The sequence below is a fragment of the Isoptericola cucumis genome, from assembly GCF_014635665.1.
Lineage (GTDB): Bacteria > Actinomycetota > Actinomycetes > Actinomycetales > Cellulomonadaceae > Isoptericola > Isoptericola cucumis.
On the sequence record NZ_BMDG01000006.1, the window covers coordinates 249,878 to 269,937 of the forward strand.

21 protein-coding genes, 1 other RNA gene and 1 pseudogene are annotated in these 20,060 nt (G+C 74.6%); 21 read left to right on the forward strand and 2 right to left on the reverse strand.

All coding sequences use genetic code 11. From position 1 onward, the window contains the following. The first annotated feature begins 76 nt into the window (after positions 1-76). From IEW03_RS10910 to IEW03_RS10965, 12 genes are all read left to right on the forward strand, one after another. The gene (locus IEW03_RS10910; RefSeq protein ID WP_188523705.1) at positions 77-772 is read left to right on the forward strand and encodes a TetR/AcrR family transcriptional regulator; all 696 of its coding nucleotides are present in this window, start codon (positions 77-79) and stop codon (positions 770-772) included. Beyond that, positions 769-1,644: an alpha/beta fold hydrolase gene (locus IEW03_RS10915; protein ID WP_188523706.1), complete on the forward strand. Its 876-nt coding sequence runs from the start codon at positions 769-771 to the stop codon at positions 1,642-1,644. The genes IEW03_RS10910 and IEW03_RS10915 overlap by 4 nt, the downstream gene beginning before the upstream one ends. A gap of 217 nt (positions 1,645-1,861) precedes the next feature. After that, positions 1,862-3,136 (forward strand): TadA family conjugal transfer-associated ATPase, encoded by a 1,275-nt coding sequence (locus IEW03_RS10920; protein ID WP_188523707.1) that lies wholly within the window; start codon positions 1,862-1,864, stop codon positions 3,134-3,136. Next, positions 3,136-3,993: a type II secretion system F family protein gene (locus IEW03_RS10925; protein ID WP_188523708.1), complete on the forward strand. Its 858-nt coding sequence runs from the start codon at positions 3,136-3,138 to the stop codon at positions 3,991-3,993. Before IEW03_RS10920 ends, IEW03_RS10925 begins: the two co-directional genes overlap by 1 nt. Then, complete coding sequence (locus tag IEW03_RS10930; RefSeq protein ID WP_188523709.1) at positions 3,990-4,943, forward strand: type II secretion system F family protein; 954 nt, start codon at positions 3,990-3,992, stop codon at positions 4,941-4,943. Before IEW03_RS10925 ends, IEW03_RS10930 begins: the two co-directional genes overlap by 4 nt. A 72-nt stretch (positions 4,944-5,015) precedes the next feature. Beyond that, entirely contained in the window at positions 5,016-5,222 is a 207-nt protein-coding gene (locus IEW03_RS10935) for a hypothetical protein (RefSeq protein ID WP_188523710.1), read from the forward strand. 73 nt (positions 5,223-5,295) lie between these two features. Next, on the forward strand, positions 5,296-5,703 hold the full coding sequence (locus IEW03_RS10940) for a VOC family protein (protein WP_188523711.1): 408 nt from the start codon (positions 5,296-5,298) through the stop codon (positions 5,701-5,703). Then, entirely contained in the window at positions 5,700-6,116 is a 417-nt protein-coding gene (locus tag IEW03_RS10945; protein WP_268236090.1) for a TadE family protein, read from the forward strand. The genes IEW03_RS10940 and IEW03_RS10945 overlap by 4 nt, the downstream gene beginning before the upstream one ends. Then, complete coding sequence (locus tag IEW03_RS10950) at positions 6,113-6,607, forward strand: pilus assembly protein (protein WP_188523712.1); 495 nt, start codon at positions 6,113-6,115, stop codon at positions 6,605-6,607. The genes IEW03_RS10945 and IEW03_RS10950 overlap by 4 nt, the downstream gene beginning before the upstream one ends. After that, the gene (locus tag IEW03_RS10955; RefSeq protein ID WP_188523713.1) at positions 6,604-7,074 is read left to right on the forward strand and encodes a hypothetical protein; all 471 of its coding nucleotides are present in this window, start codon (positions 6,604-6,606) and stop codon (positions 7,072-7,074) included. The genes IEW03_RS10950 and IEW03_RS10955 overlap by 4 nt, the downstream gene beginning before the upstream one ends. A 177-nt stretch (positions 7,075-7,251) precedes the next feature. After that, positions 7,252-7,695: an Rrf2 family transcriptional regulator gene (locus tag IEW03_RS10960; protein WP_188523714.1), complete on the forward strand. Its 444-nt coding sequence runs from the start codon at positions 7,252-7,254 to the stop codon at positions 7,693-7,695. Between the two features lie 44 nt (positions 7,696-7,739). Then, positions 7,740-8,951 carry a globin domain-containing protein gene (locus IEW03_RS10965; protein ID WP_188523715.1) on the forward strand — a complete coding sequence of 404 codons (1,212 nt, stop codon included), beginning with the start codon at positions 7,740-7,742 and terminating at the stop codon, positions 8,949-8,951. A 12-nt stretch (positions 8,952-8,963) separates the two neighbouring features. Here IEW03_RS10965 and IEW03_RS10970 read toward each other — a convergent pair whose 3' ends face one another. Beyond that, positions 8,964-9,506: a putative glycolipid-binding domain-containing protein gene (locus tag IEW03_RS10970; protein WP_188523716.1), complete on the reverse strand. Its 543-nt coding sequence runs from the start codon at positions 9,504-9,506 to the stop codon at positions 8,964-8,966. A gap of 64 nt (positions 9,507-9,570) precedes the next feature. On the opposite strand from IEW03_RS10970, the gene IEW03_RS10975 reads away from it, so the two are divergent. The 8 genes and pseudogenes from IEW03_RS10975 (at position 9,571) to IEW03_RS11010 (ending at position 17,734) form a co-directional block, all read left to right on the forward strand. Next, positions 9,571-9,939: an ankyrin repeat domain-containing protein gene (locus IEW03_RS10975; RefSeq protein ID WP_188523717.1), complete on the forward strand. Its 369-nt coding sequence runs from the start codon at positions 9,571-9,573 to the stop codon at positions 9,937-9,939. Between the two features lie 50 nt (positions 9,940-9,989). Further along, positions 9,990-11,105, forward strand: a complete 1,116-nt coding sequence (gene prfB, locus IEW03_RS10980; protein WP_188523718.1) for a peptide chain release factor 2 — start codon at positions 9,990-9,992, stop codon at positions 11,103-11,105. A 239-nt stretch (positions 11,106-11,344) separates the two neighbouring features. Beyond that, positions 11,345-12,022 (forward strand): annotated as a pseudogene (gene ftsE, locus IEW03_RS20645) (cell division ATP-binding protein FtsE); the annotation flags it as partial. Positions 12,023-12,390: 368 nt separating this feature from the next. Next, positions 12,391-13,302, forward strand: coding sequence for a permease-like cell division protein FtsX (ftsX, locus tag IEW03_RS10990; protein ID WP_188523720.1), 912 nt, complete (start codon positions 12,391-12,393; stop codon positions 13,300-13,302). 4 nt (positions 13,303-13,306) lie between these two features. Beyond that, positions 13,307-14,758 (forward strand): M23 family metallopeptidase, encoded by a 1,452-nt coding sequence (locus tag IEW03_RS10995; protein WP_188523721.1) that lies wholly within the window; start codon positions 13,307-13,309, stop codon positions 14,756-14,758. Between the two features lie 73 nt (positions 14,759-14,831). Then, positions 14,832-15,332 (forward strand): SsrA-binding protein SmpB, encoded by a 501-nt coding sequence (gene smpB / locus IEW03_RS11000; protein WP_188523722.1) that lies wholly within the window; start codon positions 14,832-14,834, stop codon positions 15,330-15,332. A gap of 121 nt (positions 15,333-15,453) precedes the next feature. Further along, positions 15,454-15,822, forward strand: a transfer-messenger RNA (tmRNA) gene (gene ssrA / locus IEW03_RS11005). Between the two features lie 76 nt (positions 15,823-15,898). Beyond that, positions 15,899-17,734: a beta-N-acetylhexosaminidase gene (locus tag IEW03_RS11010; RefSeq protein ID WP_188523723.1), complete on the forward strand. Its 1,836-nt coding sequence runs from the start codon at positions 15,899-15,901 to the stop codon at positions 17,732-17,734. Here the strand turns inward: IEW03_RS11010 and IEW03_RS11015 are convergent. Then, positions 17,641-18,681, reverse strand: coding sequence for a DUF4349 domain-containing protein (locus IEW03_RS11015; RefSeq protein WP_188523724.1), 1,041 nt, complete (start codon positions 18,679-18,681; stop codon positions 17,641-17,643). The two genes, IEW03_RS11010 and IEW03_RS11015, sit on opposite strands and share 94 nt — an antisense overlap. A gap of 220 nt (positions 18,682-18,901) precedes the next feature. Between IEW03_RS11015 and IEW03_RS11020 the strand changes: the two genes are divergently transcribed. After that, the gene (locus tag IEW03_RS11020; protein ID WP_188523725.1) at positions 18,902-20,053 is read left to right on the forward strand and encodes an ROK family transcriptional regulator; all 1,152 of its coding nucleotides are present in this window, start codon (positions 18,902-18,904) and stop codon (positions 20,051-20,053) included. The last annotated feature ends 7 nt before the right edge of the window (positions 20,054-20,060 follow it).

A 20,060-nucleotide genomic window follows, 5' to 3' on the forward strand; every position in this document is an offset into this window, starting at 1 on the left:
CCGACGCGGCGCTGCCCGGCGGATGGAGTAGGGTCGTAGTGACCGAGAATCAATTTCCAGTCACTAAGGGGTCGCCGTGCCACGACCGCTCGTCCCGGACCGCCGGGGCCGCATCCTCGACGCGGCGCGCGAGCTGATCCTGGAGCAGGGCTGGCCGCGCACGACGGTCGCCGACGTCGCCGCCCGCGCGGGGATCGGCAAGGGTGCCGTCTACCTCGAGCTCCCCGGCAAGGACGCGATCCTCGCGGCCACCCTGCAGCGCAGCATGCGCGCCCTGACGGCCGACGTGCACCGGCGTGTGCTCGCCGCCCCGGACCTCGTCGACCTCCCCGCGGTCTACCGGTTCGGGGTCGAGGCGCTGCTCGCCGACCCGCTCGCCCGCGCGCTGTACCTCGGCGACGAGGGCGTGCTGGGCGATCACGTCCGGCACGTCGCCGCCTCGGGCGAGGACCGCTACCTGCGCCGGTCCGAGTGGCTCGGCGAGTACGTCGGGCGGCTGCAGGACGCGGGCGTCCTCGACGCCGCGGTGCCGCGCGAGACCGTCGTGCGGATGCTCGCCGTCTTCACCGTCGGCCTCGTGCACGCCCCCGGCATCCTCGGCACCACCACGGACGACCAGCTGCGCGCGGCGGTCGACCTGTTCGCCGGCCTCGTCGGCCGCGGGCTGGCGACCGGCCGCCCCGCCGACCCGGCCGCCGCGCGCGCCGCGCAGCTCGACCTGCTCGCCCGCCTCGACCACCAGCTCGCCGACCATCCCGAGGAGCCCGCATGACCGACGTCTTCGACACCTGGACCGACCTCACGGTGTCCGGCGGTCCGGTGCGGACGTACCGCGCGGGGGACACCGGGCCGCCCGTGCTGCTGCTGCACGGCGGCATGCTGGACACCGCCCAGGGGGTGTGGCGGCGCGTCGCCCCGGCGCTCGCCGTCGACCACCAGGTGCACGTGGTCGACCTGCCCCGCCACGGCGGGAGCCGGCCGTGGCGAGGACTCCTCGACGACGCGTTCTACCGCCGGTTCCTCGGTGAGCTGCTCGACGCCCTCGGTCTGGAGCGCGTGTCGTTGGTGGGCCTGTCGCTGGGCGCGGGGGTCTCGCTGGGGTACGCCCTGGACCACCCCGAGCGCGTGGACGCCGTCGTCGCCGTCGGGCCCGGCGGCATCGGCGCGCGGCGCAAGGCCCAGCTGCTCACCTGGCTGCTGCTGCGCACCCCTGGCCTCCTGCGGCTCACGAGCCGCTACCTGGCCCGGCGGCCCGCGCTCGTGCGCCGGTCGCTGGTCGACAACCTTGTCGCGGGGGAGCGCGCGCTCGACCTCGAGGAGATCGTCGCGGTGGTGGTCGAGGAGGCACGGGCCAAGGCCGCCCACGGCGAGCCCGCCCTCGACGACTGGATGGTGCGCGCCTACGGGCCGTTCGCCATGGCCGTGGACCGCATCCCCGACCTGCCCGGGCTGCGGGTGCCGACGCTGTGGGTCCGCGGCGACGGTGACCCGCTGGTGGGCCACGCGGAGCTGGCGGCGGCCGCCGCGGCGGCCCCGGGCTCGCGCCTGGTCACGCTCCGCGACGCCGGGCACATCGTCACCTACGACCAGCCGGACGAGACGACGCGACTGGTGCGGGACTTCCTGGCGTCCGTCGTCGTGTGAGGTGCGTCACAGCGCGGACGGGGTCGCGGGCCGTCCCGCCGGGGGACGGCGCGCCGGCGCGAGCGTGACGACCTGGGGGTTTCGTCCAGGGCCGGTGGGGGTGCCGCCAGGTCCGGGCCGAGGTTGTCCACAGGGTGGCGCCGTGACGTTGCCCCGGTCGCCTACTCTGGGGCGCGCCTCGGGCGAACGCCGTGGTGGCAGGACGAGAGGAAGATCAGTGCCGATCGAGACGTTGGCGTCCCGCGACGCCACCGCCATCCTCGAGCAGGAGGTGCGCGAGCTCGTGCGCCGCCGGGCCATCGACCCCGTGCGCGACCGCGCGGGCCTCGAACGGCTCGTCGCCGAGGCCGTCGCCGACTACGGCGAGCGTGCCACGCTCGGCGTCGTGCCGGCGCTGGCCGACCCCGCCGACACCGCGCGCTCGGTGGCCGACGCGCTCGGAGGGCTGGGGCCGCTGCAGAAGTACCTCGACGACCCGGAGGTCGAGGAGGTCTGGATCAACAGCCCGGCGCAGGTCTTCGTGGCACGCCGCGGGGTGCCCGAGCTCACCACCACGATCCTCACCGACGCGCAGGTGAGCGACCTCGTCGAGCGCATGCTCAAGGCCAGCGGCCGTCGCCTCGACCTGAGCTCGCCCTTCGTGGACGCCTCGTTGCCCGGCGGCGAGCGGCTGCACGTCGTCATCCCCGACATCACCCGCCGGCACTTCGCCGTCAACATCCGCAAGCACCTCGTGCGCGCGAGCCACCTCGACCACCTGGTGCGCCTCGGGTCGCTCACGCCGCACGCGGCGGCGTTCCTCGACGCGGCGGTGCGCGCGGGCCTCAACGTCCTCGTCTCCGGCGCGACGCAGGCCGGCAAGACCACCATGCTCAACGCGCTGGCGGGGTCGATCCCGGTCGGGCAGCGGGTGATCTCCTGCGAGGAGGTCTTCGAGGTCCGGCTCGCGGCACGCGACCACGTCGCGATGCAGTGCCGGCAGCCGAGCCTCGAGGGCACGGGCGAGATCCCCCTGCGACGGCTGGTCAAGGAGGCGCTGCGGATGCGACCCGACCGGATCGTCATCGGCGAGGTGCGCGAGGCCGAGAGCTTCGACATGCTCGTCGCCCTCAACGCCGGCATCCCCGGGATGTGCACCGTGCACGCCAACTCTGCGCGCGAGGCGGTCACCAAGATGTGCACGCTGCCGCTGCTCGCGGGCGAGAACGTGTCGGACCGGTTCGTCGTGCCCACCGTGGCCTCCGCGATCGACGTCGTCGTCCACCTCGACGTCGCGGCCGACGGCGCGCGCCAGGTGCGCGAGATCGTCGCGGTCACCGGCCGGGTCGAGGGCGACCGCGTCGAGACCGCGGGCCTGTTCCACCGCCGGCCGGCCGACGCGCGTGACGGTACCGGCGGCGACCTCGTGCGGGGCGACGGGTTCCCGCCCGGCGAGGAGCGCTTCGCCCGCGCCGGCGTCGACGTGCGGGCGCTGCTCGTGGGTACGCGCTGATGGGTGTGGTCGTCGGCCTGTTGCTCGGGTCGGGCCTGCTGTGCATGTGGCTGTCGTGCTGGGAGCCCGCGCCGCGGCGTGCCGGCCGGGGGCGGCGCAGCGCGGTCGTCCAGGACCTCCTGGTCCAGGCCGGGGCGCCGTCCGTGACGCCTCGGGCGCTGTGGTGGTTCAGCGCGGCCGCGGGGCTGGCCGTCCTCCTGGCCGGGATCGCCGTGACGCGCTCGCCGGCGATCGCCCTCTGCTTCGGCGTCATGGCCGCCCTCGCCCCCGAGGTGCTGGTCCGCGCCCGGGCGCGCAAGCGCCGGCGGGACCTGCGGGAGGTCTGGCCGGAGGTCGTGGACCACCTGGCGTCCGGTGTGCGCGCGGGGCTGTCGCTGCCCGAGGCGGTCGCGCAGCTCGCCGAGCGGGGCCCCGTCGAGCTGCGCGAGCCGTTCGCCCGGTTCGCCGCCGACTACCGGGCGACAGGTCGCTTCGGCGAGTGCCTGGACCTGCTCAAGGCACGGCTGGCCGACCCGGTGGCCGACCGCATCATCGAGGCGCTGCGGCTCACCCGGGAGGTGGGCGGCACCGACCTGGGGCGGCTGCTGCGCACCCTCTCGTCGTTCCTGCGCGAGGACGCCCGCACCCGCGGCGAGCTGGAGGCGCGGCAGTCCTGGACCGTCAACGGTGCGCGGCTCGCCGCCGCCGGGCCGTGGGTGGTCCTGGCCTTCCTGGCCACGCGTCCCGAGACCGCGCGGGCGTACGACTCCGGCGCCGGTGTCGCGGTCCTGGCCGCGGGTGCCGCGACGTCGCTGGTCGCCTACCGGCTGATGATGCGCATCGGGCGGCTGCCCGAGGAAGGGCGGGTGCTGCGATGACGGGGGCCTGGCTCGCCGCGTGGGTCTCCGTGCCGGGCGCGCTGATCGGCCTCCTGGGCGGTCTCGGCGTGCTGCTCGTGATCTCGCGGCTGCGCGCGCGGCGGATCACGCTCGACCAGCGGCTGGGCCCGTCCCTGCGGCCGCGGGACGCGACGTCGAGCCTGCTGCGCGAGCAGGAGGTGCGCACGCCGTTCGGGGTGGTGGAGCGCCTGCTCGCCCCCTGGGTCGCCGACGCCGCGCACTGGTTCGAGCGCCTCGGCTCGCCGCGGGCCGAGCTCCGGCGCCGGCTCGACCGGGCGGGGCTGGGCCAGAGCGTCGAGTCGTTCCGTGCCCGGCAGGTGGTGTGGACCGCGCTCGGTCTCGCCGCGGGCCTCGCGCTGGCGCTGCTGCTGGCCGCGACCCGCGGCTCGTCGCCGGTCCCGCTGGTGGCCCTGGTGCTCCTGTGCGGAGGGGGCGGGTTCGTGCTCTGCGACCAGCAGCTGAGTCGGGCCGTGGCCCGCCGCGAGGAGCGGATGCTCGCGGAGTTCCCCACGATCGCCGAGCTGCTGGCGCTGGCCGTCACCGCGGGCGAGGGCCCCGTGCCCGCGCTCGAGCGGGTCGCCGCCACCGCGCGGGGTGAGCTGTCCGGCGAGATCTCCGCGATGCTCGCGGACGTGCGGGCGGGCACCCCCATCGCCGCCGCGCTCACCACCATGGCCGACCGCACCGGGCTGCCGTCGCTGACGCGCTTCGCCGAGGGCGTCGCCGTCGCCCTCGAGCGGGGCACCCCGCTGGCGGAGGTGCTGCGCGCGCAGGCCCAGGACGTGCGCGAGTCCGGCCGCCGGGCGCTCATGGAGGCCGGCGGCAAGAAGGAGGTCGCCATGCTCGTGCCCGTCGTCTTCCTCATCCTGCCGATCACCGTCGTCTTCGCCGTCTTCCCCTCCCTGGCCACCCTGCGGATCGGGTTGTGAGCCCCGTGCTCCAGCGCCCCGCCGGCCGACCGCTCCGCCGCACCACCGCGGCACCACGTGAAAGGAACGACCATGCAGCACGACGAGACCCCGGCCCGGGCCACCCCGACGCCGCGTGCCGACCTCCCCGCGTCCGACGACCCGGAGCGCGGCGACGTCCCCGGCCGGGTGCTGGTGACGTTGATGACCGCGGGGCTCGTCGTCGCCCTGTGGGCCATCGCCGGCCCGCTGCTCGAGGACGCGTTCACCCAGGCGATCTCGAGCGTCACGGGCCGCTGAGCCGAGCCGTCGGCGGCGCGGCGGTCTCCCTCGTCCGGCGGACCCGCGGGGCGCCGACGTCGAAGGAGGAACGATGATCGGCCGGCTGCACCACACGGTCGTCGACTGCCCGGACCCCCTCGCGCTCGCGTCGTTCTGGTCGGAGGTGCTCGGCACGCCGATCAGCTTCCGCAGCGACGACTTCGTGGTGGTCGCGCCGGACGGCGAGCACTCGGGGCTGGCGTTCCAGCGCGCGCCCGACCATCGGCCGCCCGTCTGGGGCGACCCCGCGCGACCGCAACAGCTGCACCTGGACGTCATGGTCGACGACGTCGCCGCCGCCCACGCCCAGGTCCTGGAGCTGGGGGCACGCCGTCTGACGACCACGCCCCCCGGCGCCGGCGCCGGCGCCGGTGACGTCTACGCCGACCCGGCGGGCCACCCGTTCTGCCTGGTGCCGCGCCCCGGCTGGGCGTCGCCGGTCGACGGGTCGGACCGGTGACGGCCTCGACGTCGTGCGCCCGGGCGCGTCCGGCCGGGCCCGCGGACGACGAGTCGGGTTCGGCGGTCGCGGAGTTCGTCATGGTCTCCGCGCTGGTGCTCGCGCTGTTCCTGGGCGTCGTGCAGGTGGCGCTCGCCATGCACGTGCGTGCCCTGACGATCGACGCCGCCGCGGAGGGGGCGCGGATCGCGGCGCGCGCCGACCGCGACCTGGCCAGCGGGGCGGCACGCACGCAGGAGCTGTTGGCCTCCTCGCTCGGCAGCCGGTACGCCGGCGACGTGTCCGTGCGGCGGACGACCGACGCCGGCCTGGACGTCATCGAGGTCACGGCGCGGGTGCCGCTCCCGGTGGTGGGGCTGCTCGGTCCGTCCGGCGTGCTGACGCTCCAGGGGCACGCGCTGGAGGAGGGATGACCGCCCCGGCGCCGGCGACCGGCGGCGGGGGCGAGCCGCGCGACACCGGGCCGGCCGATCCCGAGGCCGGCGCGGCGCTGGTCGAGTTCCTCGGCACGGCGGTGCTGCTGCTGGTGCCGCTGGTGTACCTCGTGCTGACGCTCGCGCAGCTCCAGGCGGGGACGTTCGCCGTGCAGGGCGCGGCGCGCGAGGCGGGCCGGGCGATGGTGACGGCCGACTCGTCGTCCGAGGGGGTCGCCCGGGCGCAGGCCGCGGCGGGCATCGCCCTGGCCGACCAGGGCTTCGACGACGTGGCGGTCGCCGAGGCGCTGACGCTCGACTGCTCGGCCGACCCGTGCCTGACGCCGGGAGCGACCGTGGGCGTGCGGGTCCGCGTGGCGGTAGGCCTGCCGTTCGTGCCGACCGGCCTGCGCGACTGGGTGCCGCTGGAGATCCCCGTCGAGGCGACACAGGTCGCCACGGTGGACGAGTACGGGCAGGTGCGGCCGTGACCGGCAGGGGAGCGGGCGAGGCCCGCGAGGAGGGCCGGATCATGCTGCTCACGGCGGGCATGGTCGCCGTGGCGCTGATGATCGTGGCGATGGTGGCGTCGGCCACGGCGGTGCACCTGGACCGCAAGCAGCTGTACGACCTCGCCGACGCGGTGGCGGCCGACGCCGCGGACGCGATGCCGCCCGAACGCTTCTACGCGGGCGAGGCCCGTGCCCCGGACGGCACGGCGGTGCTCACGCTCACCGACGCGGACGTGGAGCGGTCCGCGCTGGACTACCTGGCCGCGCACCCCGAGGGTGCGGCGGGCCTCGACGGCCTGCGCCTCGTCGAGGCGTCGTCACCGGACGGCCGCACCGCCCGGGTGGGCGTGCAGGCGACGTCGCACCCGCCCCTGGTGCGGTGGTTCACGGACGCGTTCGGCGGCGGGTTCACGGTCGCCGCGACGTCGTCCGCCCGCGCCGGCTGACCGCCCCCTCCCCGGTCGGCCGCCCGGTCGCGCCCCGCCCGGTCGCACCCCGCCCGGTCGCACCCCGCCCGGTCGCACCCCGCCCGGTCGCACCCCGAGGATCTGACACGGCGCTGTGGAACTTCCCACACGACCAAAAGGCGCATCTCAGATACCGAATTGGGTAGCGTCGCGCTCGTGCAGCTCACCGCGTTCACCGACCTCGGACTGCGCATCGTCATGCGCCTCGCCGTGCTCGACGACGAGCAGGCGGCGACGACGCGCGCGCTGGCCGAGGAGCTGAACGTGCCCGCGACGCACGCGGCCAAGGTCGTCACGCAGCTGGGGAGGCTCGGGGTGGTCGACGCCCGGCGCGGCCGGGGCGGCGGCCTGCGCCTGGCCCCCGGCGCGCGCACCGTGTCGGTGGGCTTCCTCGCGCGGGCCCTCGAGGGCGACGGGGAGGTCGTCGAGTGCGAGGGCGCCCACCCCTGCCCGCTGCGCGGCGGGTGCCGCCTGCGCACCGCGCTCGCCCGCGCGCGCGAGGCGTTCTTCGCGGCCCTCGACCCGGTGACCCTCGCCGACGTCGCCGCGCCCCCGACCCGGGAGCTGCTCCTGCACATCGGAGCGCGCCCGCCCGGCTGAGCGCCCGACCGGACGCCCGCCAGCCCGAAAGACAGGAGTCACGCATGCTCACCCCCGAGTCCGCCGCCGTCGTCCGCGCCACGCTGCCCGTGATCGGCGGCGCGATCGGCGACATCACGCCGGTCTTCTACCGTCGCATGTTCGACGCTCACCCCGAGCTGGAGCGCGACCTCTTCAACCGCGGCAACCAGGCCCGCGGCGACCAGCAGCGGGCGCTCGCCGGTGCGATCGCCGCCTACGCGACGCTCCTCGTCGACGACGGCCCGGACCCGCGCGGCGTGCTCGCCCGCATCGCGCACAAGCACGCGTCGCTCGGGATCCTGCCGGAGCAGTACCCGATCGTGCACGAGCACCTCTTCGCGGCGATCGCCCAGGTGCTGGGCGACGCGGTCACGCCCGAGGTCGCGGCGGCGTGGGACGAGGTCTACTGGGACATGGCGGACGCCCTCGTGGAGATCGAGCTGGGCCTCTACGCCGACGCGGCGGTGACGCCCGGGGACGTGTGGCGCACGGTGCTGGTGCGCCGCCGGGTGCAGGAGTCGCCCGACACCGTCTCGCTCGAGCTGGTCGCCACCGACGGCGGCCCGCTGCCGGCGGCCCGGCCCGGCCAGTACGTCTCGGTGGCGGTGACGCTGCCCGACGGCGCGCGCCAGATCCGGCAGTACAGCCTCACCGGGTCCGGTGCGCCGGACGCGTGGACGGTCTCGGTCAAGGCGATCCCCGCCGGCGCCGACCGCGGGGGCGTCGCGCCTGCGGGCGAGGTGTCGAACCACCTGCACGCCAACGCCTTCGAGGGCGACAGCCTCGACGTCTCGGCGCCGTTCGGCGAGCTCACGCTGGTCGAGGGGGAGAACCCGCTGGTGCTGATCTCGGCGGGGATCGGCATCACGCCGATGATCGGCTTCCTGCACCACCTGCGCCGCGAGGGCACGACGCGCCGGGTCGTCGTGCTGCACGCCGACCGGTCGCCGGCGCGGCATGCGCACCGTGCCGAGCTGCGGGCCCTCGTCGACGACATCCCCACGGCCGAGCTGCACCGCTGGTACGAGGACCTCGGGGCCCGGCCGGCCGAGGACCGCCTGCGCGCCGGCTTCATCGACCTGGACGGCGTCGACCTGCCGCACGACGCGGACGCGTACCTGTGCGGCCCGGTGCCTTTCATGACCATGGTCCAGGCGGCGCTGCTGGGCCGGGGGATCACCGGCGACAGGATCCACCACGAGGTGTTCGGTCCCGCACAGGAGATCGCCGCCTGACGCCGGTCGCGGTCAGGAGGTCGACCGGTCGGGCAGGCGGGTGAACAGCCCGGCGTAGTCGACGACGAACCCGTCGACGTCCACCGTGATCTCGCGCCGGAAGTCGCTGTCGCGGGACTCGTACCGGTACCGGTCGTCGTCCACCCGGGTGTAGCGCTGCGGGTCGGGCGAGACCGCGAGGCTCGCCCCGTCGACGTACGCCGTGACGATGTCGGCCGCCGCCCCGACCGCGAGGTCGAGGCGGCGGACCGGCAGCGTGTTCGTGAACGGCGACAAGGACAGGTCGACGTCCACCGCCTCGGCCAGGTCGGGCCGCGCGGCGCCGTTCACCCACCACATCGCGTCGTCGTCCCGGTCCAGGTCGAGCTCGCCGCCCGACGACGTCCGCAGCCGCAGCGCCCGGAACACCCAGGCGGTGTCGAGCTCCATCGCGTACTCCACCCGCACGGGCCCGAGGTCGACCAGGAACCGGGCGCGCCAGCGGTCGTCGCGCAGCTCCACGTCCAGGTGCTCGACGCTGCCGGTCCTCGCACCGCGCCACCGGTACGTCGTCATGGTGGACCACCCCCACCCCAGGATCGACCGGGCAGGGCGGCCTCGCGCGGGTAGATTCCCCGTCATGACCGACGACAAGCTGCCTGTCGACCTGGACCAGATGTTCGACCTCGCCCGGGCGGGCGCCGACCTGCTGCTGGAGTTCGTCGACGCCGGCGTCCCGGCCGACTACGCGGACGCGCAGGGCAACACGCTGCTCATGCTCGCCGCCTACCACGGGCACGCCGACCTGGTGCGGGGCCTGGCCGAGCGCGGGGCCGACGTCGACCGGGCCAACGCCCGCGGCCAGGCGCCGCTCGCGGGGGCGGTCTTCAAGGGGGCCGACGACGTCGTGGCGGTGCTGGTCGCGGCGGGCGCCGACCCGGACGCCGGCTCGCCCAGCGCCCGCGAGACGGCGCAGATGTTCGGTCGCACGCTGCCCGAGGGCGCATAGCGCCGCACCCCGACAAGGCCTTCCCCTGTGGCCAGGTAACCTTGAGGATCGTGGCCACCATCGACTTTCCCGCAGAGATCAAGGCGCTCCGCGCCACCCTCGAGTCCATCGAGGCCGTGAGCGACCCCACCGCGCTGCAGGCGAAGATCGCCGACCTGTCGGAGCAGGCCTCCGCCCCCGACCTGTGGGACGACCCGGACGCGGCGCAGAAGATCACGTCCGCACTGTCCACCACGCAGAACGAGCTCGAGCGGGTCGAGCGGCTGGGCCAGCGCATCGCCGACGTGGAGACGCTCGTCGAGATGGGCCTCGAGATGGACGACGAGGACACCCTCGTCGAGGCGGAGGCCGAGGTCGCCGCCATCCGCAAGGACCTCGACCTGCTCGAGATCCGCACCCTGCTGGCCGGCGAGTACGACGCCCGCGAGGCCGTGGTGACCATCCGGGCCGGCGCGGGCGGCGTCGACGCCGCCGACTTCGCGGAGATGCTCATGCGCATGTACCTGCGCTGGGCGGAGCGTCACCACTACCCGACGAAGGTCATGGACACCTCCTACGCCGAGGAGGCGGGGCTGAAGTCCGCGACCTTCGAGGTGAACGCCCCCTATGCCTTCGGGCACCTGTCGGTCGAGGCCGGCACCCACCGTCTGGTGCGCATCTCGCCGTTCGACAACCAGGGCCGCCGCCAGACGTCGTTCGCCGCGGTCGAGGTGGTCCCGCTCATCGAGCAGACCGACTCCATCGAGATCCCGGAGTCGGACCTCAAGATCGACGTCTTCCGGTCGTCGGGCCCCGGCGGGCAGTCCGTGAACACCACCGACTCCGCCGTGCGCATGACCCACCTCCCGACCGGGACGGTGGTGTCGATGCAGAACGAGAAGTCGCAGATCCAGAACCGTGCCGCGGCCCTGCGCGTGATGCAGTCCCGCCTGCTGCTGATCCGTCAGCAGGAGGAGGCCGCGAAGAAGAAGGAGCTCGCCGGCGACATCAAGGCGAGCTGGGGCGACCAGATGCGCTCCTACGTCCTGCAGCCGTACCAGATGGTCAAGGACCTGCGCACCGAGCACGAGTCGGGCAACACGCAGGCCGTGTTCGACGGCGCGATCGACGACTTCATCGAGGCCGGGATCCGCTGGCGCCGCTCCGGCGGCGCCGACGCCTCCTGACGGCCGCCCCGCTCGCCCGAGGACAGGCGGGCCCGGCGGGGGCTGGTCCGGGGGCGAGTCCGAAGGTCCGGTCCAGGGCCTGATCGCGGCGCCGCCCGTTCCTCCGGGCAACGGCCCGACCGGCGACACTCCGGCGTGTCCTTCCCGTGACCCGGCCCGGGCGGTGCGACTCTCGGAAGCCGGACGACAGCGGCTCCCGGCCGTCGTCGTGCCGTCGACAGGGCAGGGGAGGGCACGTCGTGATCCGGTTCGAGAACGTCTCGAAGGTGTACGCCCGCGGGGCGAGGCCGGCGCTCGACGACGTCTCGGTGGACGTCTCGCGCGGTGAGTTCGTCTTCCTCGTGGGGGCGTCCGGCTCGGGCAAGAGCACGTTCCTGCGCCTGGTGCTGCGCGAGGAGCGCCCCACGGGCGGGCGCGTGTACGTCGCGGGCCGCGACCTGTCGCGGCTGTCGAGCTGGAAGGTGCCGTCGCTGCGCCGCAGCATCGGGGTCGTCTTCCAGGACTTCCGCCTCCTGCCGAACAAGACCGTGCACGAGAACGTCGCGTTCGCGCTGCAGGTCATCGGCAAGCCGCGGCACACGATCTCCACGACGGTCCCCGAGGTGCTGGAGATGGTCGGGCTCGACGGCAAGGAGAAGCGGATGCCGCACGAGCTCTCCGGCGGGGAGCAGCAGCGGGTCGCGATCGCGCGCGCGTTCGTCAACCGGCCGCAGATCCTGCTGGCCGACGAGCCCACCGGCAACCTCGACCCCACCACCTCCCTCGGCATCATGCGCCTGCTGGACCGCATCAACCGCACGGGCACCACCGTGGTCATGGCCACGCACGACGACGAGATCGTCAACGAGATGCGCAAGCGCGTCGTCGAGCTCTCCACGGGCTCCGTCGTGCGCGACGAGATCGACGCCGTCTACGGGCACCGCGAGTCGATCCTGCCCGCCGTCGGGCAGACGCCGGTGCTCGACGCCCCGGGCCGCGACGCGCCGGCCGTCGTGCACCGCGTCCAGGTGACGCCCGAGCCGGCGGACCTCGAGGCCGAGCGGGCCGCGGAGGCCGCCGCCGCCCGTGCCGCCGAGTCCGGGGACCAGCAGCCCGCCGCGGCGCTGCCCGCAGCCCCCGCGGTGGAGGACCGGCCGGTGGACCAGCGGCCCGTCGCGCAGGCACCGGTGGAGCCGGTCGGGCCGCCCGCGGCGGACCGGGTGCCCGAACCCGGGTCGCCCGACGACGTGGTGCAGCAGGTGCTGCGTGAGCACGAGCGCGTCCGCGCCGGACGGGAGGCCTGAGCGTGCGGCTGCAGTTCGTCCTCACCGAGGTCCTCAACGGCCTGCGACGCAACCTCTCCATGGTCGTGTCGGTCATCCTCGTGACGTTCGTGTCCCTCACGTTCGTCGGGGCGGCCGCGCTGATGCAGACGCAGGTCGACAAGCTCAAGGGCGACTGGTACGACCTGGTCGAGGTCTCGGTCTTCCTGTGCCCGGACGGCTCGACGGCCCCGACCTGCGCGGAGGGCGAGGCGACCGAGGAGCAGATCGCCGAGCTCGAGCAGGTCATCGACACCGAGCTGTCGACCGTCGTCGAGCAGACCTACTTCGAGTCCAAGGCCGACGCCTTCGGGGCGTTCACGGAGCTGTACCCGGACGGCTACCAGGGCACGCAGCTCACCGCGGACGACATGCAGGCGTCGTTCCGGCTCAAGCTCGTCGACCCGGAGCAGTACCAGGTGGTCGACGACGTGCTCGAGGGCAGGGCGGGCGTCGAGGTCGTGGAGGACCAGCGGGCCGTGTTCGAGCCGCTCTTCGTCGCGCTCGGCCGCGCCTCCATGCTGGCGGCCGGGCTGGCGGGCGTGATGCTGCTCGCGGCCGTCCTGCTCATCACGACGACGATCCGCCTGTCCGCCGTCTCGCGCCGCCGCGAGACGGGGATCATGCGCCTCGTGGGGGCGTCGAACCTCTTCGTGCAGCTGCCGTTCATGCTCGAGGGCGCGATCGCCGCGCTGATCGGGGCGCTCCTCGCGGTCGGCGGGCTGTGGTTGGCGGTGCAGTACCTGGTCCTGGACTGGCTCCAGGACGCGGTGGACTGGGTCGCCTATGTCGACGTGGGCGACGTGCTGGCGGTCGCGCCGTTGCTCATCGGCATCGCCGTGCTCCTGGCGGTGGTGTCGTCGGTGGTCACTCTGAACCGGTACACGAGGGTGTGAGGACGTGCAGTCGAGATCATCGAGCACCAGCCGCCGGACGCGCCTGATCGGCGCGCTCCTCGCCGTCGGGCTGGTCCTGAGCGGCGCCACGGCCGCGGGGGCGGACGACATCGACGACCGCCGGGCGGCCGCCGAGGCCGAGCAGCGCCAGAAGGAGCGCGAGCGGGACGACCTGTCCCACGAGCTGGAGGACACCAACGCCAAGTACCGGGAGGCGGTGCTCGACCTCAACGAGGTGGAGGGGCGCCTGCCCGTGGCGCAGGCGGAGCTGGCGGCGGCGCAGGCGGCGCTCGAGGAGGCGCGCCGCAAGGCCGCGATCCTCGCGCAGCGGCTGGCCGACGCGGAGGCCGAGGAGGCCGCCGTGTCCGAGCAGATCGAGGCCGGCGCGGGGAAGGTCGACTCGGCGCGGGCCGACGTCGTCGAGATGGCGCGGCAGGCGTACCGCAACGGCGACGACCCGAGCACGATCGGCATCGTCACCGGGGCGCAGACCACCGAGGAGTTCCTCGAGGAGTTCGCGGTCTCGTCGTCGGCCGCGCGCAGCCAGGCGCGCACGCTCACGCAGCTGCAGGACGCGGAGGCGGTGGCCCGCAACCAGCAGGCCCGCCTCGACGCCATCCGGGAGACGGTGGCGGCGCTCAAGCGCGAGGCGGACGCGAACGTGGTCGCCGCCGAGAAGGCGGAGCGCCAGGCGCAGGACCGCAAGGCCGAGGTCGAGCGGCTCATCAGCAAGCAGCGGAAGCTCAAGGCCTCGATCGCGGCGCAGAAGGAGAACGCGCTCGCCGAGCTCAAGGCCAACGAGCAGGCCCAGGCGCAGCTCGAGTCGAAGATCAAGGACATCATCGCGAAGCAGAAGGCGCGGGACGCGCGCCTCGAGGAGCAGCGGCGCAAGGCCGAGGCGGAGGCGCGGCGCCAGGCCGCGCAGAACGACTCGTCCGGCTCCGGCGGCAGCTCGGGCGGTGGCTCCGGCGGTGGCTCCGGCGGTGGCTCCGGCGGCGGAGGCGGCTCCGGCGGCGGCGGTGGCGGTGGCGGTGGCGGCGGGTCGTCCTCAGGGTCGTTCTTCGGGTGGCCGACCGACTACCACGTGGTCACCAGCTCGTACGGCATGCGGTTCCACCCGACGCTGCACTACTGGCGGCTGCACGCCGGCACGGACATCCGCACGTACTGCGGCACGCCGATCTACGCCGCGCAGAGCGGCTACGTCGAGCAGGCGTACTACGGCAGCGGGCCCGGCAACAACGTGCTCGTCAACCACGGCACCTACCAGGGCGACAACGTGATGTCGCGCTACCTGCACCTGACGTACGACACCGTGAGCGTGGGGGAGTACGTCGGCAAGGGCGAGGTCATCGGCTACTCCGGCTCGACCGGGAGCTCGTCGGCCTGCCACCTCCACTTCGAGGTGTACGTCAACGGCAGCACCACCGACCCGATGAGCGGCTGGCTGAACTGAAAAGTCCTGGCTCCGGCCGGAGGCTCCCGTATCCTGGGACGTCGCGAGACCGCGAACCCGGGAGGAGGAGACCGTGTCCAACAAGGCCAAGGGTGCCAAGAAGAAGGCGTCCGACCCGCGCACGATCGTGGCGAACAACAAGAAGGCGCGCCACGACTTCGTGATCGAGGACGTCGTCGAGGCCGGGCTCGTCCTGTCGGGCACGGAGGTCAAGGCCCTGCGCATGGGGCGGGCCTCGCTCACGGACGGCTATGCCGCCATCGACCACGGCGAGGCGTGGCTGGAGCACGTGCACATCCCGGAGTACTTCCAGGGCACGTGGAACAACCACGCGCCGCGGCGGCGGCGCAAGCTGCTGCTGCACCGCGACGAGATCACGCGCCTGCAGTCCAAGGTCCAGGAGAAGGGGCACACGCTGGTCCCGCTGAGCCTGTACTTCCTCGACGGGCGGGCCAAGGTCGAGATCGCGCTGGCCCGCGGCAAGAAGGAGTACGACAAGCGACAGACCCTGCGCGAGAAGCAGGACCTGCGCGAGGCGCAGCGCGCCGTCCGCCACCGCGAGATGCTGAGCTGACGCGAGGGCGCACGGACGCGATCCGGCCGACCGCCACGGCGGAATAGGTTCGCACCTCGGGCGGTTGACGCACTACGATGGACACGTCGGTGCGCGAGCGCCGGCAGTTGACAACACCACAGGGGCTGATCGGTTTCGACGGTGGTCGTGCTTCGTGGAGAAGCGGGCCGAGGATGCAGGCTCATCTCGTTAACGACTTGCCTGCACATCTATAGGTGCCGATAACAAGCGCACCGACTTCGCACTCGCCGCCTGAGCGAGTCCTGAAGTCCGTCGGCCCGGGGATGCTCTCGCCCCGGTCGCCGGCGTCGACTAGAGAGCCACTGCTCGTAGCCTCCGTCATCGGGGCTCCGGGGACTTCTAGATGACTGGGCCCGTCCGCACCTTGTCTGCGTGAGTGCGGGGGCCGAGAAAAGCACAGCAGACTGCGCCCGGAGAAGTACACGAAAAGCGTCACCGGACCCGGGTTCGATTCCCGGCAGCTCCACCCCTGCGACGAAGGCCCCGCCGGCCCACCAGCCGGCGGGGCCTTCGTCGTGCGCAGGGGTTTCGTTAGGGTGGCTTCCATGTTCGACCGCACCCTCGGGCTGGTGCCCGCACCCGTGACCTCGACACGCGACGACGGCGTCGTCGTGATCGTCGACCGGGCCGCGGTCGCCGCGTCCCCGGCCCTCGCGCCGGCGGCACGCTGGTGGCGGCGCGTCACCGAGGAGGCGTTCGGCGTCGACCTCGTCCCGGTGCGCGTCGACGGGGTGCTCGACGACGCGGCCGACGTCTCGCTCACCGTCGACAGGGCCCTGCCCGCGGGCGGGTACCGGCTCGTCGTGGGCGATCCGGTGGGGCGCGTCCGGGTCGCCGCGGCCGACCTGGACGGGGCGCACGCGGCGGTACAGACCCTGCGCCAGCTCGCCGGCCCGGCCGCGTACCGGCGCGGCGCCGTCGGCGGCCCCCTGCGCCTGCCCGCCTGCACGGTCTCGGACGCCCCGCGCCACGGCTGGCGCGGCGTCATGCTCGACGTCTCCCGGCACTTCCTGCCGAAGGCCGACGTGCTGCGCTTCGTCGACCTGGCGGCGGCGCACCGGCTCAACGTGGTCCAGCTGCACCTGAACGACGACCAGGGCTGGCGGTTCGAGTCGCGCCGCTACCCGCGGCTCACCGAGGTCGGGTCGTGGCGGACGTCCTCGACCGTCGGCACCTGGCGTACCGGGAGCCGCGACGGGCGCCCGCACGGCGGGTTCTACACGCGCGACGACCTGCGGGAGATCGTCGCCCATGCGCGCGAGCGCGGCGTGACGGTGGTGCCGGAGATCGACGTCCCCGGGCACGTGCAGGCGGTGCTCGCCGCCTACCCGCACCTCGCGGCACGGCCCGGCGAGCACGAGGTCCGCACCACGTGGGGCATCAGCGACGACGTGCTCGCGCCCACGGACGAGGCCGTGGAGTTCTTCCGCGACGTCCTCGACGAGGTGTGCGAGGTCTTCGACTCGCCCTTCGTGGGCATCGGCGGCGACGAGGTGCCCACGACGGCGTGGCGGGCGCGCCCCGACCTGGTCGAGCGGGCCGCCGCGCTGGGCTACCGGACACCGGAAGGCGCCGGTGACGTGGCCCGCCTGCACGGCTGGTTCCTCGGGCAGCTGGCCCGCCACCTGGGCTCGCGCGGGCGCCGCGCCGTCGTGTGGGACGAGGGCTTCGGGCCCGACCTGCCGCTCGACGCCGTCGTCACGTGCTGGCGGGGCTGGTCCGTGGCGGCCGACGCGCTCGCCGCCGGGCACGACGTCGTCCTCGCGCCCGAGCAGGTCACCTACCTCGACCACCGCGCCGGCGACGGGCCCGACGAGCCGATCCCCGTCGGGTTCCTGCGCACCGTGGAGGACGTGTACGCGTTCGAGCCGCTGCCGGAGGCGTTCCGGGCGACCCGGCCGGACCTCGACGGCCCGGGGGCGGGCCGGGTCCTCGGGGGCCAGGCGCAGGTCTGGGCCGAGCACCTGGACTCGGTGCGCCGCGTCGACTACGCGACCTACCCGCGGCTGTCGGCGTTCGCCGAGGTCGTGTGGTCCCCGGAGCCGGACGGTGGGCGCGAGCCGGGGACCGCCGCGTCGGCGGAGTTCCTGGAGCGGCTGCGCACGGCCCACCTGCCCCGGCTCGACGCTTTCGGGGTGGAGTACCGGCCCCTGTCGGGGCCGCTGCCGTGGCAGCGCCGGCCGGGGGTCGCCGGGTATCCCCGGGACCTCGACGCCGAGCGGGCGGCCGGGGGCTGGGCCGGCGTCGGCGGGTGGGTCGAGGGACGTGCGGGCGCGGAGCCCGGCGGTCAGCGGCCGGCGGGTACCGGCGTGGCCGGCGCGTCGTCGGGGGCGTCGTCCGACGCGGCCGTGTCGTCCGGACCGTCGCCGGACGGGCCGTAGCCCGGCCCGTCGTCGGGGCCCGCGCCGCCGGCCGGTCCCTGCCCGCCTGCGGCCTGGGACGAGCGAGAACGGCGCCACCAGCGGTACCCGAGGTAGCCCACGCCCACGAGCGCGAGCCACGGCAGCACCACCCCGAGCACGAGGACGAGGGTGGACAGCGTGGTGACCAGGGCGTCCCAGCCGGACGCCAGGCCGCCCAGGAAGCCGCCGCGGGACTGCGCGACCGCGACCGGCTCGGAGACGAGCTCGACGTCGAGCGTCGACATGGCGACCTGGTCGGCGAGGCGCTGCCGCTGCGCGGTGAGGGAGTCGAGCTCCGCCTGGCGCTCGGAGAGCTCCTGCTCGACCTCGAGCAGGTCGCCGGTGCTGGCGGCGTCCGCCATGAGCTCGCGCAGGCGGCCCGTGGAGGTGTTCAGGGCCGCGATCCGGGCGTCGAGGTCCTGGGCCTCGCCGGTGACGTCGACGCTGTCCTGCTGCACGTCCTGGACGTCGCCGATGCCGTCGAGGGCCTCGACGGCGCTGGTCATCCGGTCGGAGGGGATGCGGAAGGTCATGCTGGCCGAGCCGGGCTCGTCGGCGCCGCCCGCCGACTCGCTACGGCGCTCGACCCGGCCTCCCGCCTGCTCGACGAGCCGGGCGAGCTCGGCGGCGGCGGCGGACGGGTCGTCCACGACGACCGTCGCGTGGCCGGTCGTGATGATCTCCCGGTCATCGGTCGCCGCGGTGCCCTCGGACGCGGCCTCGCCCAGGGCGGCCCCCTCGTCGGCCACCTCGCCGCCCGCGTCCTCGACCGCACCCGCGGACGTCTCGCCGGCCCTCGAGGAGCCCGAGGAGCCCTCGCCCGCGCCGGGGCCCGAGCAGGCGGCGAGCACGAGGACGAGCGGTGCGCAGAGCCAGGCGAGGGGGGCGGCGCGGCGCGTCCCTGCGCGGCGGGCGGTCGTCGACATGGCCACGAGCGTACGGCGCGGAGCCCGTCGTCCCAGGTCGTGAGGGTGCATCGTGACAAGACCGTGCCGAGACCGTGACCTTGGCGCGCGGCGTGCGCCGGGACCACTACCCGCAGGCTGCTCACCGCGCCCGCCGAGGGCGCCGCGCGGGGGTCACGATCACGTAACGAAGGCCGATCGGATTGGACACCCCGACAGTTAAGACGCTGTACTAACAAACATGTCCACGCCGACGACGCGTCCCGCACGACGAGGTCTCGGGACCGGCCTGCGCGCCACCTCGAAGGTCCTGCCCGAGCACGCCCGTGCGCACAACCGCTCCCTGGTGCTGCAGCACCTGTTCCACGAGGGGCCGACCTCCCGCGCCGACCTGGCCCGGGCGACGTCCCTCACGCGGGTCACCGTCTCGGACCTCGTCAACGTGCTGCTCGCCGAGGGCCTCGTCGAGGAGCTCGGCGTGCAGCCCGTCCGCCGGGTGGGCAAGCCGGCCATCCTCGTCGGGATGCGCACCGACGCCTACCAGATCGTCGCCGTGGACCTGTCGGACGACGCCGTGATGCGCGGCGCCGTCATGACCCTCACCGGCGAGGCCGTCGTGCGACGTTCGCTGCCCGTCGACGGCCGGGTCGGCGACGGGCTGGTCGACCTCATCACCCGCTTCGCCCGGACCCTGGTCGCGGCCGCGACCAGCCCCGTCATCGGGGTCGGCGTGGGCTCCCCGGGCGTGGTGGACGACTCGGGCACCGTGATCGAGGCGCCCAACCGCCAGTGGGCGAACCTGCCGCTGGCGGCGACCCTGACCGACCGGCTCGGCCTGCCGGTGCACGTCGCGAACGACGCCAACTCCGCGGCGCTCGGCGAGTACACGTACGGCGGCGCGGCCGGCGCCATGCTCGTCCTCACGATCGGCCAGGGCGTCGGCGCCGGCGTCATGGTCGACGGGGGACGGGTGCACGGGGCCGCGGACGCCGCGGGCGAGCTCGGGCACGTGACCGTCGTCGACGACGGCGAGGAGTGCGCGTGCGGGCGGCGCGGCTGCCTCGAGACGGTGCTCGCCGCCCCCGCGCTGCGCCGTGCGGTCGCGGGCCTCGACCCGGCCGAGGCCGACGAGGCGCTCGCGTCCGTGGGCCGCACGCTCGGCGTGACGCTCGCACCCGTCGTCGGCGCGCTCAACCTCGCGGAGGTGCTGCTCAGCGGCCCGCCCGAGCTGCTCGACGGCGCCCTGCGCACGGCGGCGCTGCAGACCCTGACCGAACGCACGATGCCGGCGACCGCCGCCGGGCTGCGGCTGCGGATGGCCAGCCTCGACGAGGACGTCGTCCTCGCGGGCGCGGCCGTCCTGGTCCTGGCCGCCCAGCTCGGCGTGTCCTGACCCGCAG

Coding starts and splice junctions, on each gene's coding strand:
- IEW03_RS10970 (WP_188523716.1), bottom strand. CDS start 9,506: ATGACGACGTACCGGTGGCGCGGTGCGAGGACCGGCAGCGTCGAGCAC.
- IEW03_RS10915 (WP_188523706.1), top strand. CDS start 769: ATGACCGACGTCTTCGACACCTGGACCGACCTCACGGTGTCCGGCGGT.
- IEW03_RS10930 (WP_188523709.1), top strand. CDS start 3,990: ATGACGGGGGCCTGGCTCGCCGCGTGGGTCTCCGTGCCGGGCGCGCTG.
- IEW03_RS10940 (WP_188523711.1), top strand. CDS start 5,296: ATGATCGGCCGGCTGCACCACACGGTCGTCGACTGCCCGGACCCCCTC.
- IEW03_RS10925 (WP_188523708.1), top strand. CDS start 3,136: ATGGGTGTGGTCGTCGGCCTGTTGCTCGGGTCGGGCCTGCTGTGCATG.
- IEW03_RS10950 (WP_188523712.1), top strand. CDS start 6,113: ATGACCGCCCCGGCGCCGGCGACCGGCGGCGGGGGCGAGCCGCGCGAC.
- IEW03_RS11020 (WP_188523725.1), top strand. CDS start 18,902: ATGTCCACGCCGACGACGCGTCCCGCACGACGAGGTCTCGGGACCGGC.
- IEW03_RS10975 (WP_188523717.1), top strand. CDS start 9,571: ATGACCGACGACAAGCTGCCTGTCGACCTGGACCAGATGTTCGACCTC.
- IEW03_RS10935 (WP_188523710.1), top strand. CDS start 5,016: ATGCAGCACGACGAGACCCCGGCCCGGGCCACCCCGACGCCGCGTGCC.
- IEW03_RS11015 (WP_188523724.1), bottom strand. CDS start 18,681: ATGTCGACGACCGCCCGCCGCGCAGGGACGCGCCGCGCCGCCCCCCTC.
- IEW03_RS11010 (WP_188523723.1), top strand. CDS start 15,899: ATGTTCGACCGCACCCTCGGGCTGGTGCCCGCACCCGTGACCTCGACA.
- IEW03_RS10965 (WP_188523715.1), top strand. CDS start 7,740: ATGCTCACCCCCGAGTCCGCCGCCGTCGTCCGCGCCACGCTGCCCGTG.